This window comes from Streptococcus halitosis (assembly GCF_027691175.1).
In the GTDB taxonomy this organism is placed as follows: Bacteria; Bacillota; Bacilli; order Lactobacillales; family Streptococcaceae; genus Streptococcus; species Streptococcus halitosis_A.
Window position 1 is genome coordinate 1,085,628 of the sequence record NZ_JAQFBD010000001.1, and the last position, 15,034, is coordinate 1,100,661.

Annotated in this window: 20 protein-coding genes; 3 read left to right on the plus strand and 17 right to left on the minus strand. The window is 33.7% G+C overall.

Annotation, left to right across the window (positions count from 1 at the left end; all coding sequences use genetic code 11):
* Positions 1–73 precede the first annotated feature (73 nt).
* The 3 genes from PG086_RS05290 to PG086_RS05300 all read right to left on the minus strand — a co-directional run bounded on the left by PG086_RS05290 (position 74) and on the right by PG086_RS05300 (position 2,078).
* Positions 74–229: a hypothetical protein gene (locus PG086_RS05290; protein WP_001035198.1), complete on the minus strand. Its 156-nt coding sequence runs from the start codon at positions 227–229 to the stop codon at positions 74–76.
* Positions 230–740: 511 nt separating this feature from the next.
* Positions 741–1,589 carry a MerR family transcriptional regulator gene (locus PG086_RS05295; protein WP_081528340.1) on the minus strand — a complete coding sequence of 283 codons (849 nt, stop codon included), beginning with the start codon at positions 1,587–1,589 and terminating at the stop codon, positions 741–743.
* A gap of 174 nt (positions 1,590–1,763) precedes the next feature.
* Positions 1,764–2,078: a hypothetical protein gene (locus PG086_RS05300; RefSeq protein ID WP_221735475.1), complete on the minus strand. Its 315-nt coding sequence runs from the start codon at positions 2,076–2,078 to the stop codon at positions 1,764–1,766.
* Positions 2,079–2,138: 60 nt separating this feature from the next.
* Here PG086_RS05300 and PG086_RS05305 point away from each other — a divergent pair, with 60 nt between their 5' ends.
* A complete protein-coding gene (locus PG086_RS05305) occupies positions 2,139–3,386 on the plus strand; it encodes an ISL3 family transposase (protein WP_000019067.1) in 1,248 nt (415 codons plus the stop codon).
* 256 nt (positions 3,387–3,642) lie between these two features.
* Here PG086_RS05305 and erm(B) read toward each other — a convergent pair whose 3' ends face one another.
* The 13 genes from erm(B) to PG086_RS05370 form a co-directional block, all read right to left on the minus strand.
* The gene (gene erm(B), locus PG086_RS05310) at positions 3,643–4,380 is read right to left on the minus strand and encodes a 23S rRNA (adenine(2058)-N(6))-methyltransferase Erm(B) (protein WP_001038795.1); all 738 of its coding nucleotides are present in this window, start codon (positions 4,378–4,380) and stop codon (positions 3,643–3,645) included.
* 124 nt (positions 4,381–4,504) lie between these two features.
* Positions 4,505–4,588: a 23S rRNA methyltransferase attenuation leader peptide gene (locus tag PG086_RS05315; protein ID WP_001814874.1), complete on the minus strand. Its 84-nt coding sequence runs from the start codon at positions 4,586–4,588 to the stop codon at positions 4,505–4,507.
* Between the two features lie 48 nt (positions 4,589–4,636).
* Positions 4,637–4,849 (minus strand): peptide-binding protein, encoded by a 213-nt coding sequence (locus PG086_RS05320; protein ID WP_029645760.1) that lies wholly within the window; start codon positions 4,847–4,849, stop codon positions 4,637–4,639.
* A complete protein-coding gene (mobT, locus tag PG086_RS05325; RefSeq protein ID WP_016397615.1) occupies positions 4,794–6,056 on the minus strand; it encodes a MobT family relaxase in 1,263 nt (420 codons plus the stop codon). The genes PG086_RS05320 and mobT overlap by 56 nt, the downstream gene beginning before the upstream one ends.
* Before the next feature lie 22 nt (positions 6,057–6,078).
* Entirely contained in the window at positions 6,079–6,231 is a 153-nt protein-coding gene (locus PG086_RS05330; RefSeq protein WP_000879507.1) for a hypothetical protein, read from the minus strand.
* A 2-nt stretch (positions 6,232–6,233) separates the two neighbouring features.
* Positions 6,234–7,619, minus strand: a complete 1,386-nt coding sequence (locus tag PG086_RS05335) for an FtsK/SpoIIIE domain-containing protein (RefSeq protein ID WP_000813488.1) — start codon at positions 7,617–7,619, stop codon at positions 6,234–6,236.
* 28 nt (positions 7,620–7,647) lie between these two features.
* Positions 7,648–8,034 (minus strand): YdcP family protein, encoded by a 387-nt coding sequence (locus PG086_RS05340; protein ID WP_000985015.1) that lies wholly within the window; start codon positions 8,032–8,034, stop codon positions 7,648–7,650.
* A gap of 15 nt (positions 8,035–8,049) precedes the next feature.
* Positions 8,050–8,364, minus strand: coding sequence for a YdcP family protein (locus PG086_RS05345; protein ID WP_000420682.1), 315 nt, complete (start codon positions 8,362–8,364; stop codon positions 8,050–8,052).
* A gap of 452 nt (positions 8,365–8,816) precedes the next feature.
* Positions 8,817–9,446 (minus strand): ABC-2 transporter permease, encoded by a 630-nt coding sequence (locus PG086_RS05350; RefSeq protein WP_081528338.1) that lies wholly within the window; start codon positions 9,444–9,446, stop codon positions 8,817–8,819.
* Complete coding sequence (locus PG086_RS05355; RefSeq protein WP_081528337.1) at positions 9,446–10,294, minus strand: ABC transporter ATP-binding protein; 849 nt, start codon at positions 10,292–10,294, stop codon at positions 9,446–9,448. Before PG086_RS05355 ends, PG086_RS05350 begins: the two co-directional genes overlap by 1 nt.
* The gene (locus tag PG086_RS05360) at positions 10,287–10,667 is read right to left on the minus strand and encodes a GntR family transcriptional regulator (protein ID WP_081528336.1); all 381 of its coding nucleotides are present in this window, start codon (positions 10,665–10,667) and stop codon (positions 10,287–10,289) included. Before PG086_RS05360 ends, PG086_RS05355 begins: the two co-directional genes overlap by 8 nt.
* Positions 10,668–10,784: 117 nt before the next feature.
* Entirely contained in the window at positions 10,785–11,198 is a 414-nt protein-coding gene (locus PG086_RS05365) for an RNA polymerase sigma factor (protein ID WP_081528335.1), read from the minus strand.
* 293 nt (positions 11,199–11,491) lie between these two features.
* Positions 11,492–11,752 (minus strand): metalloregulator ArsR/SmtB family transcription factor, encoded by a 261-nt coding sequence (locus tag PG086_RS05370; RefSeq protein ID WP_081528334.1) that lies wholly within the window; start codon positions 11,750–11,752, stop codon positions 11,492–11,494.
* A 331-nt stretch (positions 11,753–12,083) separates the two neighbouring features.
* On the opposite strand from PG086_RS05370, the gene PG086_RS05375 reads away from it, so the two are divergent.
* Both PG086_RS05375 and PG086_RS05380 read left to right on the plus strand, forming a co-directional pair.
* Positions 12,084–12,443 carry a plasmid mobilization protein gene (locus PG086_RS05375; RefSeq protein WP_081528333.1) on the plus strand — a complete coding sequence of 120 codons (360 nt, stop codon included), beginning with the start codon at positions 12,084–12,086 and terminating at the stop codon, positions 12,441–12,443.
* Positions 12,444–13,775, plus strand: coding sequence for a relaxase/mobilization nuclease domain-containing protein (locus tag PG086_RS05380; protein ID WP_081528332.1), 1,332 nt, complete (start codon positions 12,444–12,446; stop codon positions 13,773–13,775). It abuts the gene before it with no gap.
* Between the two features lies 1 nt (position 13,776).
* Here PG086_RS05380 and PG086_RS05385 read toward each other — a convergent pair whose 3' ends face one another.
* Positions 13,777–15,030 (minus strand): DNA cytosine methyltransferase, encoded by a 1,254-nt coding sequence (locus PG086_RS05385; protein ID WP_049513415.1) that lies wholly within the window; start codon positions 15,028–15,030, stop codon positions 13,777–13,779.
* Between the last annotated feature and the right edge of the window lie 4 nt (positions 15,031–15,034).

Below are 15,034 nucleotides of genomic sequence, written 5' to 3' on the forward strand. Positions count from 1 at the left end.
GGCAAATAGTCATTTCGGAAGATTACTTCTACCACCTATATTTTACCGCACCCTATTTCTCTTTGTCAGCCCCTCAAATTCTGACACAAGATTTACATAGATACATCTCAACAATATCAAGTAAATCAAGCTTTTCACTTTCGCTCGTAGAGTAGGTTATTTTCTTAGAATAATCATCGGCTATTTGCTTCTTATCCTTATCTTTCTTAACTTCTTTTTTCTTATTCATAGTCTTAACCTCACTATTTTTATAATAAGTTTTATGACATTGGTAGGTGCATTGGCTGCTACATTGGAATCTCACCACCGCCCCTTATTAAGACGAGCCGGCTTAAACTATTGAAGTATCATTATCACCATTCGTATCACAGAGATAGATTGCCACACCTATCCTTTATGTATTCCTATTTATCGCTCTTTTTCTTTTATCCTTGGCACTTACCAGTATTCATTTAAACCAATTTCTCAGCAGAAAAGTCTTGGCGTAGGTCATAATTCTCCACAAATGGATAACGTCCCACCTTGGTCTATTCAGTTGTCAAAGATCAATTAGCTTTCTGCTATGTAGGATTCTTTGCTTAATAACGGAATAGATTTTCTCTTCTACCTCAAAAGCAAAAAGGATAAATTTCCCCCTACACTTTAATAGTGAAAATTTATCCCTCTTGGTAACCAGATTTATGAAATTTTAAAAAAAAGAAAAGCACCCACTATTTACAAGTAGATACTTTTCAATACCATTAACATTTAATTTCTAAGTACTTATCATTTGCTACGATTAGTTTCTTATAATAATCATCATAGCTTTTACTAAATTTTCTAATAAGTGGAATCGCAATTTCATAATACTTGTTGTCTTTCATAAAGTTTTGTAATTTATCTTGAATTTGCTTCATTAGGCTCTTTTGATATTCTTCACTGTTTTTATATTCTTCATATTGAGAAATAGTATTATCATTTTCTTTTAGCCATTTTTCAACATTTTCAATAGCGTTAATTTTATCTTTATTAACTTTTTTTAGTATCTGCATATCAAAAGTAGAACTTATCTTTTCAATATAATTTTGCTCATCCTTACTTAACTGAAATAATGGTAAATTATCTAAGTAATCTACATATTTTTCAAATGCTTCTTCCTCATCTTTTCCTAATGATTCATTTAAAAATGGTTGATATGCTGCAAATAACATTTGTCCAAAATATCCTGGAAATAATCTCTCTAATCTTTCGTAGATTGATTCCTCTGCTTCAATCAATTTAATTTTTTCATTTATAAGTTCCTGATTTTCACCTTTAACTACAAGTTCAAGGACTTCTTTTCTTTTCTCTTCAACATCTAATTGATGTTGCTTTCTTCTTAAAACAGATGATAATGCACTAATGCCAGTGGTTAGATACCCTTCTATTTCAGTTACACTAATTCCAAGTTTTCTAAATAAAGATATTTGAATTAAAACCTCTAAATCATTCTCGCTGTAATCTCTATAACCGTTTTCAGTTTTTTGAGGATTTATAAGTCCTTTCTCCTCATAATATTCAATTGCTTTTCTTGTTAAACCTGTTTTGTTTTGAATTTCATTTCTTAACATGGTTTGCCACCTCCTTTAATTAAAAGATAGCACTGTCCCCAACGGACAGGTCAAGCAAAAAACTTACTCGTATTTTTTTCTTTTTTATAGCCAAATAAATTAATCTTATTATCGGAATACATATCATACAAAAGACTACAAGCGATGGAATTTTAGGCATATTAATCACCTCCACTAAAACAACTTAAATTTAGCAATTATAAATAAAACAATTGCAACGATAAAAAGAATACATGCTCTTTTTACTGAAAACCCATAAATTTTTTCAGGATTTCTTTTATCATATTTTATTTGCTTTAAGTCTCCTACTTTCGTATTCATAGAAACCTGTATTCTGTTACTAGATATATATTGTTTACCATCAACTAAGTACATAAAATTTGCCCATTTGGAATTTCCTTTTTTCACAGCCTCCGGATTTGGTTGCCATATAGATACAACCTCTGCTTTTACATAATCTGTATTACTTTTATACAAAAAAGAGGACATTTGCTGTCCCCTCGTTATACAATCAATTCACCACAAAAATCATGAAAGAAGGTTAAACAAATGTCCCATAATGATTCTATCCTAAATATTCTTGGAATTAAAGATAAAAATATTAAAATTATTTCTGTTGAAGAAGCTGAACACAACAACGATTCTGTTAAAGAGTATATAACGCTAATAACAGCTACTCTTTCTTATCCGATTAATCGTTGTCGTAACTGTGGCTTTCCCACAGTTAATAAGGATGGCTTTCGCAAAACTCATGTACGACTGGCAAGTTTAAATGGGAGAAGATATGAACTAGAGCTTCGTAAACAACGCTATAAATGTAAATCATGCCATACTACTTTTGGTGCTATTACTAATTTAACCAAAGAAAATCAAACCTTATCCAGTGATCTCAAAAATCAAATCATGCTTTTAGCTCGTAAAGGCTTATCTGGTCAGCTTATTGCTGAAATGTGTCACTGCTCTCCTAGCAGTGTTCGTCGAACAATCTTAGAGCGCATGGAACCACACTATCGTGTGGCTAAGTTGCCTAAGCATCTATGTTTTGACGAGTTTCGTTCAATTAAGTCTGTGATGTCCTTTATCTGTTGTGACGCTGAAACCCACCAAATTGTCACAAAGTTACAGGATCGTCTATCACCTACCATTGTTGATTATTTTGAAAGTCGTTATTCAAAAGCCGAACGCGAATGCGTTCAATCAGTTGTAATTGATTTAAATGCTCAATATCAAAGTTTTATCTATCGCCTTTTCCCTAATGCCAATATCATTATTGATCGCTTCCACCTTGTACAATTAGCTGGTCGCGCTTTGGACAATTGTCGTATCTCTATCCTAAAGCAACTTGATAAACAGAGCCAAGAATATAAAATTATGAAGTCACATTGGAAGCTATTCCATAAAAAAGCTGAAGATCTTCACCCTGAAGAAGTAGTTTTTCTTCGCGGCGTTAAACAATATATGACTCGCCAAAATGCTGTTGATCTCATTACTAGTAAATTTTCCAAGTTCGCTGAAGTATACCAAACTTACCAAGATATCACGAAAGCCCTAAACGAGCGCAATAGTGAATTACTAGAGTCAACCATCTTAGACTACCAAAAAACCAATACAGAAATGGATACTGCTATTCAAACCCTTCGTCAAAACAGAAAATATGTCTTAAATAGCGCTAAATTTGAATACTCTAATGGTCCTTTAGAAGGCATCAATCGCAAAATCAAAACCCTAAAACGAACTTGTTATGGTTTTGCCAATCAAAAATTTTTCTTTTTAAGAATCGATTGTATTTTTTCGTAAAAAAATACCCCCTACATTTTCGTAGGAAGTATTTTTAGTCAACCATACCAGTTGACAGATATCCCACTTAGGACATTTTCCTACAAGGGGTCCCGAGCGCTTAGTGGGAATTTGTACCCCTTATCGATACAAATTCCCCGTAGGCGCTAGGGACCTCTTTAGCTTCTTGGAAGCTGTCAGTAGTATATCTAATAATTTATCTCCATTCCCTTTAGTAACGTGTAACTTTCCAAATTTAAAAAAGCGACTCATAGAATTATTTCCTCCCGTTAAATAATAGATAACTATTAAAAATAGACAATACTTGCTCATAAGTAATGGTACTTAAATTGTTTACTTTGGCGTGTTTCATTGCTTGATGAAACTGATTTTTAGTAAACAGTTGACGATATTCTCGATTGACCCATTTTGAAACAAAGTACGTATATAGCTTCCAATATTTATCTGGAACATCTGTGGTATGGCGGGTAAGTTTTATTAAGACACTGTTTACTTTTGGTTTAGGATGAAAGCATTCCGCTGGCAGCTTAAGCAATTGCTGAATCGAGACTTGAGTGTGCAAGAGCAACCCTAGTGTTCGGTGAATATCCAAGGTACGCTTGTAGAATCCTTCTTCAACAATCAGATAGATGTCAGACGCACGGCTTTCAAAAACCACTTTTTTAATAATTTGTGTGCTTAAATGGTAAGGAATATTCCCAACAATTTTATACCTCTGTTTGTTAGGGAATTGAAACTGTAGAATATCTTGGTGAATTAAAGTGACACGAGTATTCAGTTTTAATTTTTCTGACGATAAGTTGAATAGATGACTGTCTAATTCAATAGACGTTACCTGTTTACTTATTTTAGCCAGTTTCGTCGTTAAATGCCCTTTACCTGTTCCAATTTCGTAAACGGTATCGGTTTCTTTTAAATTCAATTGTTTTATTATTTGGTTGAGTACTTTTTCACTCGTTAAAAAGTTTTGAGAATATTTTATATTTTTGTTCATGTAATCTCTCCTGAAGTGATTACATCTATAAACAAATACAGAAGTTAAACGATTTGTTTGTAATTTTAGTTATCTGTTTAAAAAGTCATAAGATTAGTCACTGGTAGGAATTAATCTAACGTATTTATTTATCTGCGTAATCACTGTTTTTAGTCTGTTTCAAAACAGTAGATGTTTTATCTACATTACGCATTTGGAATACCAACATGACGAATCCCTCCTTCTTAATTACAAATTTTTAGCATCTAATTTAACTTCAATTCCTATTATACAAAATTTTAAGATAATGCACTATCAACACACTCTTAAGTTTGCTTCTAAGTCTTATTTCCATAACTTCTTTTACGTTTCCGCCATTCTTTGCTGTTTCGATTTTTATGATATGGTGCAAGTCAGCACGAACACGAACCGTCTTATCTCCCATTATATCTTTTTTTTGGATATCTGTCAACTGGTATGGTTGACAGATATCCTTTTTTTGTTGTTATCACGTCCTGTTCTTTTACTGACTGTTGCTTCAAAATCTGCTTGTGTCGGTCTGTCAGTTTCGCATGGTCGAGAATGTCTTTTACAACCTGCGTCTGGTTGATTTCATCAAGTTTAATCGCAACCTTTAAGGTCGGGGCAACTTGATGAGATAGCCAGTTCAGCGTCCTTTGGAAGGAGTAAGGCTCTGGTTTTGTGGTTAGTTTTAATCGTTCACGATTGTTCCCAATAAACCAAGCCCATTCTTCATTCAGTTTCCAATCAGAACGAGGTTTGGAATCGTCTTTATCTACAAAACGGATATACCGATTGATAATTTTAAAGGCGGTATGCTCTGGATTGTCATAGACGAGTAAATCACGGACTGCATAATAGGCACGCTCATTTTTCAATCGAATCTCAAAACGGTTTTTTACTTCTGCGTCTTCAATGGGAATATCATTTTTCTTGTACTGCTCGTAGTCCTTTTCATAGATACAGAAATAAACTTCACTTTGTAATGAACCGATATAGAGGGTGTTTCCCATACATTCCTTTTCCTCTTTGCGTACCAGTTCGCCACTGCGATAGCTTTTAAAACTGCGGAAGACGGAGATACATTCTTCCTGTTGGCACTTTTCAGTGAGTACAGGGATATTTAAAATCCCTGTCTTATCGTTAATGGCAAGGTCAAGGCGTTTCATCACACCGCCAGCCACCAAAACGTCCATAAAGAACTCATACCAGCTTCTTTGTTGTGCCAGAAGATAGCTTTCAAATTGTCTGCACCCACGACCTTTCAATTCCACCAGAACTCCTTTGTCCAGTTCATGGGAGCAAAGGACGAATATGTCGCCTAAAGCATAATGCTCTGAATAAGAATAGAAACCATAGTCCTCATGAAGAAAATAGGACAGTTTCAGTTGTAAGATGTTTTCGACCACCTGCTGTACGTCTGTTGTCGGAAAGCGAATTCTTACATAATCAAACAGCATTTCAAGGGGAGCGTCGGGATTGAAGCGTTCCAGAGCTTCCCAAAGGGACTGCTGTAAATCCTCTGATGGCTTGACTTTTCCTGTTTCAATATCGCTTAGATACTGCCTTGTAATACCAGTCGCAACAGCTAAACGGTTTTGAGATAGTCCATAAGCCAAGCGTTTTTCTTTTAAATGCTGTAACCAAGTTTGTTCATTCAGTAAAAATCCCTCCAATCAAAAAGGCGTATGTCAACTTTTAAAGCCCATTTGACATACGCTGAAATTTTGTAAATCCCTTGTAACCAAAGGATTTTCTAATGTTTTTTTGACTGTTTCCTGTCGATTTGTACCCCCCTGTTAGATACGGGGGGTTAAGTGCTGGCGTGGCTATTGCCACACCAGCCAGCAAGATCAGTCCACACCTGCGACTTCCGCTTCGCACGTCGCCTGCGTGGACTGTCTGCTGTTGGATAACTTTTTAATTTCCTCCAAGAAATCATATCCTTTTGGTACAAGGGGAGTATAAAACTCTGATATGACACTTGTTCCTACATCAACATAGCCACGACCTTTGATTCGCTTTAAGAAGAAATCCTTTTGTACGTCACTGCCAAACATCATGCCATAGCCCATTTCAGACATACGACCTAAAGCCACTCTGAAATTAAACTGATCACGGATTCCGTCGCCTAAATATTTTGCGTCTGGACGTTGACAAGCCAGTATTAGAAAGAAGCCAGCTTGACGACCTAACATGACAATCTGTTTCAGCTTATTCATAACTGCGGTGTTTTCTTTTGTTCCCAGCATTTCCATGAAAGCGACGTATTCATCAAAGATTAAGAAGTGTGCCGGGAGACCTAAGTAAGCATAATTTTTGCCAGTCTTATAGTTCTTCATCTGCTTCATTTCCTCACTACGTTTCATCATTTCTTCATAGAATGTTTCAATGCAAGAAAGCAAGTCTTCTTTTCTATAGTAGACATTTGCCATCACAGAACCTAAGTCCGCAAGATCAGCATTTTTCGGGTCAAGAATATACAGTTTTGAATCTGTATGAAGCAAGGCTTCAATCAGTGTCAGTATAAAGTAAGTTTTACCGCCACCTGTACCACCAGCAATCAACATATGAGGGAGCTTATCATATTCCCACCATACGTTTTTCATTAAGCGAAGTTTACCATCTTTAGCTTCTACTTCATCAATAGAAATACGACTGGCTATGGTGTCATAGAGCAAAGTATATTCCACATAGGAATCCTTTAACTCTTTATCCGTCAGCTCACAGTACAAGCCACTCTCTAATTTCTTTTCCAAGTGTAAGAGTTGGTCTTGATATTTTCCCAGCGTGATTTCCACCCGTATCTGTATCAAGCCATTTTTAAGTCGATAATACATTTTAGGGAAGTAGGTTATCTTTTCCTTTGTACGACCAGCACTATCTTTAAAGAAACCCTCTGTTTTGACCTGTTCAGATTCATACCACTTGTTTTCAAGTATCATCTTTGCCAGTTTTTGACGGTGGTAAAGTTGTTTAACCGTATCATAGCGAACCCGTTTGAATACAAACGCTACCAGCAAGCAGATAAGAATTGCGACACTGAAACTGATAATTAAATAGGGAATGTCAATCTTATCTGCTTGTGATAGGTTAAAATCCTGCCAGTTGATCTGCTGGATTGTCTTCACATGAAACAGTCCGACAACCAGCAGGAAAACAGGCAGGAGTGACGCTATCGTAAAATGAAAGACTAAATCTTTACCAGATGGGCGAATCCTTTTACCACGCTGTTTCATGCGAAAAAGTCTCCTTTCTACCTAGCGACTATTTGTCTTGTGTCGGTTCTTTCTTTGCTTGTGGTTGAGCTTTGAATGAACTAGAATCCTTTGTCAGCACAATATCGTCTGCCTTGATATACCAGTCAACATCTGCTCCTTGATAGGTGGCAGTAGCAACGGTGTCCGCAATGGGATTGATAAGTTCCACCCGTGCGTTATAATCAAACTCTTTCAAAGGCACGCTGGCAGGAATACTTACTTGAATCATGCGTCCTTGTCCTTTGGATTTTAAGTCATAGGTACGTTCCTTGATTTCATCTGAAACCGACCCGTCTTCATTTTGGATTCTCACTTCACGACGTAGAGCAGAGAATTTCAATTCTCCAAAAGTCGTGTCTTTATCTAATACAATGCCATTTGCTAATCTCATCATTTTTCCTCTCTTTCTTTATTCTTTTATCATGTCGTCAGCATGTAAAAGGTAATTTGTAAAACCACGAGTGCCGATTTTGTAGCCCTCTGCGGTAATACGTGGATTGACTAACTTCACACGTTCCTCAAAGCCGAAATGTTTTTCGCCAGCTTCAGCAGGAAGCACCACCACAATATCATCTGCTCTTTGAACATCAGAATAGAGATTATAGCTTCTTGATAAGACAGTTAGCCGTCCGTTGATTCTTCGCTGAACGACTTTATCCTCGCCAGCAAATTCTAAATTGCCGAATGTTTTTTCCATGTTGGGAATCACAAATTTAAGTTCCATATTTTTACCTATCCTTTCTTTTTTATTGGCTGAATGAATGTTTGATGGTCTTAAAGAGTGGGGAACGACCTTTTGATTCTTGATTTTTTGTTTTCATAAGTTCACTTCCTTTCAAAATCGGGTAAAAAAATAGACACCTCATTTTTTGAAGTGTCTACCTATTAAATATTCAAATTTTATTGGAAGTATCTTTATATCTTCACTTTTCAAGGATAAATCGTCGTATCAAAGCTCATTCATAAGTAGTAAATTAGTAGTAAATTGAGTGGTTTTGACCTTGATAAAGTGTGATAAGTCCAGTTTTTATGCGGATAACTAGATTTTTATGCTATTTTTAAGCATAAAACTTTTACTTAAGTCCGCTAAACCTAATACTAAAAATATAATAGCAGCTATATAAAAAAATTGTTTTTCCATCTCTACCACCTAACTACAAATTAAATAATTTATAACTAGTATTCTTTTTTCTCCATAATCATAACGGACAATTTTACTGCAACCCCTATGATTAATATGCTTACAACTAAAATTCCTAAGCAAATCATTGATATAGAATTCTTACTAAAAATCTCCATTAGTTCTGCAAGAAAATCCGACTTTTCTTTTAACAGTGTTGATAAAGCAAATATTAAGAAATAAGTGATTACCATAATGAGTCTACCCTTTTCAGCACCATATTTAAGAATAAATGGTAATTGAATGGCAGACATAAGTATACTAGCAGCTAATGTAATTAAAGCAATAAACACTATATTATCCAATGACATTTGATTTTTTGTCATCAACAGTACAAAAATGCAGATTGAACCGACCAAACCAAAGGCAAATGCAAAGAAAAGCTTGCTCAACACATAACTGCTCTTTTTTATTGGCATCGAAAATGCAAACTGTTCGAAATTTGATTTTGTATCATAACCAAAGGCGATTGCAGTAAGTATGAGCGGAATCATTGCACATATTAACGGAACCATAAACAATTCATTTTCATAAATTCCATATACAGCCAGTGCAATACTGATAGTAACCGTTAATAATAATGTCTTTTTTAAAGTAGCTATATCTTTCAAAATTAATGCTATCATTATTGTCTCACTCCTTTCACAAAGTAAATCATAATATCCTCAATTGACGGTTTTTGTAACTTGATACCATCAGGTACAAGACTCTTTTTAACAAGTAACTCTTGCCCAAAAGAATGTATTCTTCTTCCTACAATGGCTTCTTCATCAAAGTTATTTACTTCTTCATTGGATAAAGTACATATACCGTAGTTTTCTTTTAACTCATCTTTTGTTTCCATAAATAAGATTTTTCCATTGTGAATAAAAGCAATGTAATCTGCCACTTTTTCTAAGTCAGATAAAATATGGGAAGAAATAAGAATTGTATGATTTTCATCTTGCATAAAATCTAATAACAAATCCAAGATTTCCTCTCTTACAATTGGATCAAGCCCACTTGTTGCTTCATCTAAAATCAAAAGTTCAGCATTGTGAGATAAAGCAACAGCCATTGAAAGTTTCATTTTCATACCACGAGAATAATTTTTAATCATCTTTTTATGTGGTAAATTGAATTTTTCAACGAATCCATAAAACTGCTTTTTATCCCATTTTGAATAAACTCTATAACAAAACTTTTCAACATCGATTAATGTCATTTCTTCCGGCACTAACAAATCATCAAATACCACTCCAAGTTTATCTTTCAGTTCAACACTATTAGGATTTTCCTCATCTAAAAGTCTTATATCGCCAGAGTCTTTTCTTAAAAGCCCAAGTAACAATTTTATAGTTGTACTTTTACCAGCTCCATTCTGTCCGATATATCCAACTATTGTTCCTTTCGGAATAGTAAGATTTACCGGTCCTAGTTTAAAACTGTCAAATGTTTTTACTAAATCTTTAATTTCAATAGCATATTTACTCATATTCACCCTCCACATAACTCTTTAACATTTCTATCAATTCATCACTGGATACATCTGCAATTTCTGAAAGTTCAACTACTTCTTGAAGCTTCGATTCAATTTTCTTTAAGTATTCTTCTCGAATTAGTTCTTTATTTTGTGCTGCAACAAAATTACCTTTTCCTTGTACCGAATTTATAAACCCGTCTAACTCTAATTCATCAAAAGCTCTTTTTGCAGTTAACATGCTTACTCTTAATTCTTTCGCTAAGAATCTTATCGAAGGTAGTTGTTCTCCCACTTTCAAATCTCCAGAAATGATTTGTGCTTTAATTTGATTTTTTATTTGCAGATATATTGGATCATCACTGGAATTATTTATCTGTATATTCATCCTCAACCCCCTACTGTTATTTGTGTTTTAACTGTTATTATTATAGCATAACAGTTAAAACATTTCAATATCTAAAAAGAAGCAGACAAAATTTTCTTTGCCCGCTTCTTCTCATTACTACCTAAAGTCTTTCAGCAATTCTCTTAACTTGTCCAATATCTTATTTCTTCTCTTTATGAGAGCTGGATGAGATATTTTTTTCGTTTCAGCTACCGAACGAATAGTTTCATCATTAAAATAAAGTCTATCAATTATTTCTCTTTCTTCATCATTTAATTTTGATAGTGCATCTCGCACTGCCTCTATCATCATTTGTGTCTGAACAATCTTATCTACATCAAATCCCTCATCAACGATACTATCTTCAAAATGCCCATCATGGTCAAAAGAAGAAAATAAAAGCAGTTGATTTTTTCGATCTATCTGCTTCAAGTAATTCTCATGATTTTTCTCTTGCCAATAGACTTTATAAATCTCCTCGCTAACTTTGATCTTCTTTCCGTTTACAAACAAGAAATATTCTTTATTCATTCTTCGTCCTCCTTTTCGTTTCAAAATCTTGTTTGAAGACAAAAAAGGAGGACTACGGCATGATGTCACACCGAGTCCTCGCAAATGAACAAAAACAGTTCTACTATTTAATTTATTAAGTTTAGAATTAGGTAAAGGATAAATGCAATAAGGAAAATTTTCCGCACAAAAAATTATGAATCCCTTTTATTAAATCGTGCGTAACCCATCCCATGCACATCATCCTCCTAATTAACAGTTAAATCTTCATCTCCTTGTAATTGCTAATTTTAGAAAGCTTATTTATGCGAATTTTATTTTTGAAATCTATCAAACCAAGTTGAAGCTTCCTGAATACCATTTCGATTTAGGCTATAAAAAATAAAATTCTTATATTTTCTTTCTGTAACCATATCTACTTTTTTTAGTATCGCTAAATGATACGAAATTTTTGAATTTGGTAGAGCAAATTTTTCTGCAATATCCCCTGCAGATAACTCTCCATTATTCAATTCATTTAATATATCCAGTCTTATCGGATCGGATAGAGCTTTAAACTTATCATAATAATCCATTAGCTTAGCCTTTCCATAATCTATTTCAAATTTTTTCAAAATAATTATAACATCACCACAAGGATGAACTCAATAACTATTTCAATTTTTTTAGAAATAGTTTCTTAAATACGCTGACATTAACTTCTATACTTGGTATAATTAAGACACAAACTCATATCTCGCTTAACGCTTGTTTTACAAATCATTCTTATGTAGCAAGCACAGTAAGTGTGTACCCACTTACGAAAAATCGATGAAGCAGCCCCTCGTGGAGTTGCTTCTTTTTTTATCAATTTTAGCTTGTTAGGGAGTACCCTAAGACCCCATTTTTTGAAAGGAAGTAACAGACATGGCAAATAGAATTAGAAATGTTCAGCTGAAAATAAACTTAACAGAAGAAGAAAAAGCACTCTTTGAAAAGAAAATGAAGATGTCAAAGTGTAAGACCATGAACCATTTTCTAAGAAAAGTAGTATCTGAATCAGATATTTATGTTGTCGATTTAGAACCATTTAGAGATATACAAGGATTACTTTTTAGATATGCAAGTAGCGTCAACCAAATTGCTAAACGAGTTAATTCTACTGGTGTTATCTATAGCGATGACATCAAATATATACAATCCCACATTGAACATCTATCAAAAGAAATATGGCAAATACATTCCCTACTACTTAATAAAACTACTAACAAAGGAGATGAGGTTTAAATGGCAATCACAAAAATACATCCAATAAAATCAACACTTAACCTCGCTATTGCCTATATAACAAATGAAGAAAAGACAGACGAAAAAATATTGGTAAGCACAAATAAGTGCTTTGCTTCTACTGCCCATGCTGCTTTTATGAAGACTAGAGAAGATAATAAAGTTAATGGAACAGTACTTGCAAGACACCTTATTCAGTCATTTATGCCTGGTGAAGCAACGCCCGAAATGGCACATCAAATCGGTCTTGAACTGTGTAAAAAGATATTAAAGGACGAATATGAATTTGTACTATCTACTCACATAGATAAAGGGCATATCCACAATCACATCATATTCAATAATGTAAATATGGTTACAGGCAAGTGCTATCAATCCAACAAGAGAAGCTATCATCAAATTAGGTATCAAAGTGATAAACTATGCAAAGAAAACAACCTATCTGTTATTGATGAGTTCTACGAAACTTATAGGAAGAAATATAAAACTAATGGTAAGTCATGGTATGAAAATGACCAACTTAAGAAAGGTACTTCTTGGAAAAGTAGACTTCAATTTGATATAGATAGAGCTATTAAACAATCCAAAGATTGGGCTGATTTTATAAAGAGAATGGCTACCCTTAATTATGAAATCAAATATGGAAAACATATTGCATTTAAGCACAAGGACAAAGAAAGATTTACAAGAGCTAAGACTATTGGAGAAGATTATACTGAGGATAGATTAAAAGAGCGTATCTTAGATAATGCTAATCAAAGAACCTATGCTGTTAAAAAACGTATCGGAAATATAATTGATATTGAGAATAATGAAAAGATAAAATCAAGTAAAGGCTATGAGTATTGGGCTACAAAACATAATTTGAAAACTGCAGCCGATACTGTACTTTTGATGCGTGAAAAAAGATTTAAGTCTATCTCCCAGCTGGATGAATACATTAAAGAGAGTGCATTAAAAAGACAAGATTTACAGGATCAAATCAAAGTTGTTGATAACAAAATTTCAACTCTATCAAATATTATGGAACAAGTTCATACCGTAAAATTGTATCGTCAAATCTATTTAGAATATAAGAAAGATCCATCTGATAAGGCTTTTTCTGAAGAACATAAATCAGAAATAACGCTCTATGAAAATGCCCTTTCAGACCTAAAAAAATCTTACTCAAAACTTCCAAACTCCAAGGATATTTTGAAAGAGCTTGATTCATTGCATGAAAAAAAGAATACCCTGATGCAAGAGTATTCTTCTTCAAAATCCGATATGAAAGAACTATATCAAATCAGAAAAAATTATGAAAAATATATGGGTAAGGAGATTGAAAGGTAATTCATTCTCCTTTTTCTCCTCTCAAAAAATCTATAACGGCCATTGCAATTTTTTTAGATAAAATTGGTGGAACAGCATTGCCTATCTGTTTAAATGCAGCTGTTCGTGAATGTTCAAAATAAAAATCATCTGGAAATCCTTGTATTCTAGCTGCTTCTCTTACTGTAATTGAACGATTCTGTCTTAAATCTGGATGAATATAGTAATGTCCATCTTTCGCTATATGAGCAACAACTGTATGACTAACAGAGCCATAATCCAAAGCTTTATATCTATCTAAAAAAGATGTTGTATTAGAATGCGTTTGTAGTTCTTCAGGTATATCGATATACCTTAAATTCTTACCTTTTTTCTTAGCTCTTAGTACCAATTTATATATCTTCAAATCATTTTCATTATGAGGTCTTGCAGCATGTTGTGTTAAAATATCATCTTTTTTACGAATATATTTTTCAACGAACTGACTCGAAACATCACAACGATACTTATGAGAACTTCCTCCAGACTTTATACTTGGCAAGTCCTCAAACAATTCTTTTATAGTTGGAGCAGCCTCAACATATTCAGCCAAACTGTCAAAAAATGAGTTATCGAACACTAAATCTTTTCGATGTCCGACAAGTATTAAACGTTCTCTTTTTTGTACTACACCATAATTACTTGCATCTACTATTTGATAATCTACCTCATATCCGCACTTATCAAATTCGCAAATTATTTTTGGCAAGAGTAACTCTCCTGATAAATCTTTAAAAGAAAGCAACCCTTTAACATTTTCAAAAACAAAGAACTTTGGTTTATATTTATCCAGAAAATCTAAATAATGTTTATACAGATAAATTCTTTTATCTGTAGATTTTTTCGACTTGTTATTGGCTCTACCGATTGTAGAGTATGCCTGACACGGTGGTCCACCAATAATACCATCTAACTCATTATTGCCTAATCTTTGGTCAATAAATTCAAAAATCGAAGGTATAGTATCTTTACTTATTTCCTTATTCAATATATCTTTAGTTAGATTTCTTGGTATAATCGAGTACAAATCATCTCTCGAGATTTTTCCTTGAATATATTCAAAATATGGAGATAGGTTATTTTCTTTTTTTAAATAGTAATATATGTTTCTTAATTCTAAAGAAGAGCAAGCATCTTTGTCCATTTCTATATGACAAATAAAATTATAATAGTCTTTATACCTAAAGCCTTCGGTTAATCCACCTGCTCCCGAAAACACATCTACTATATTGAGCATAACC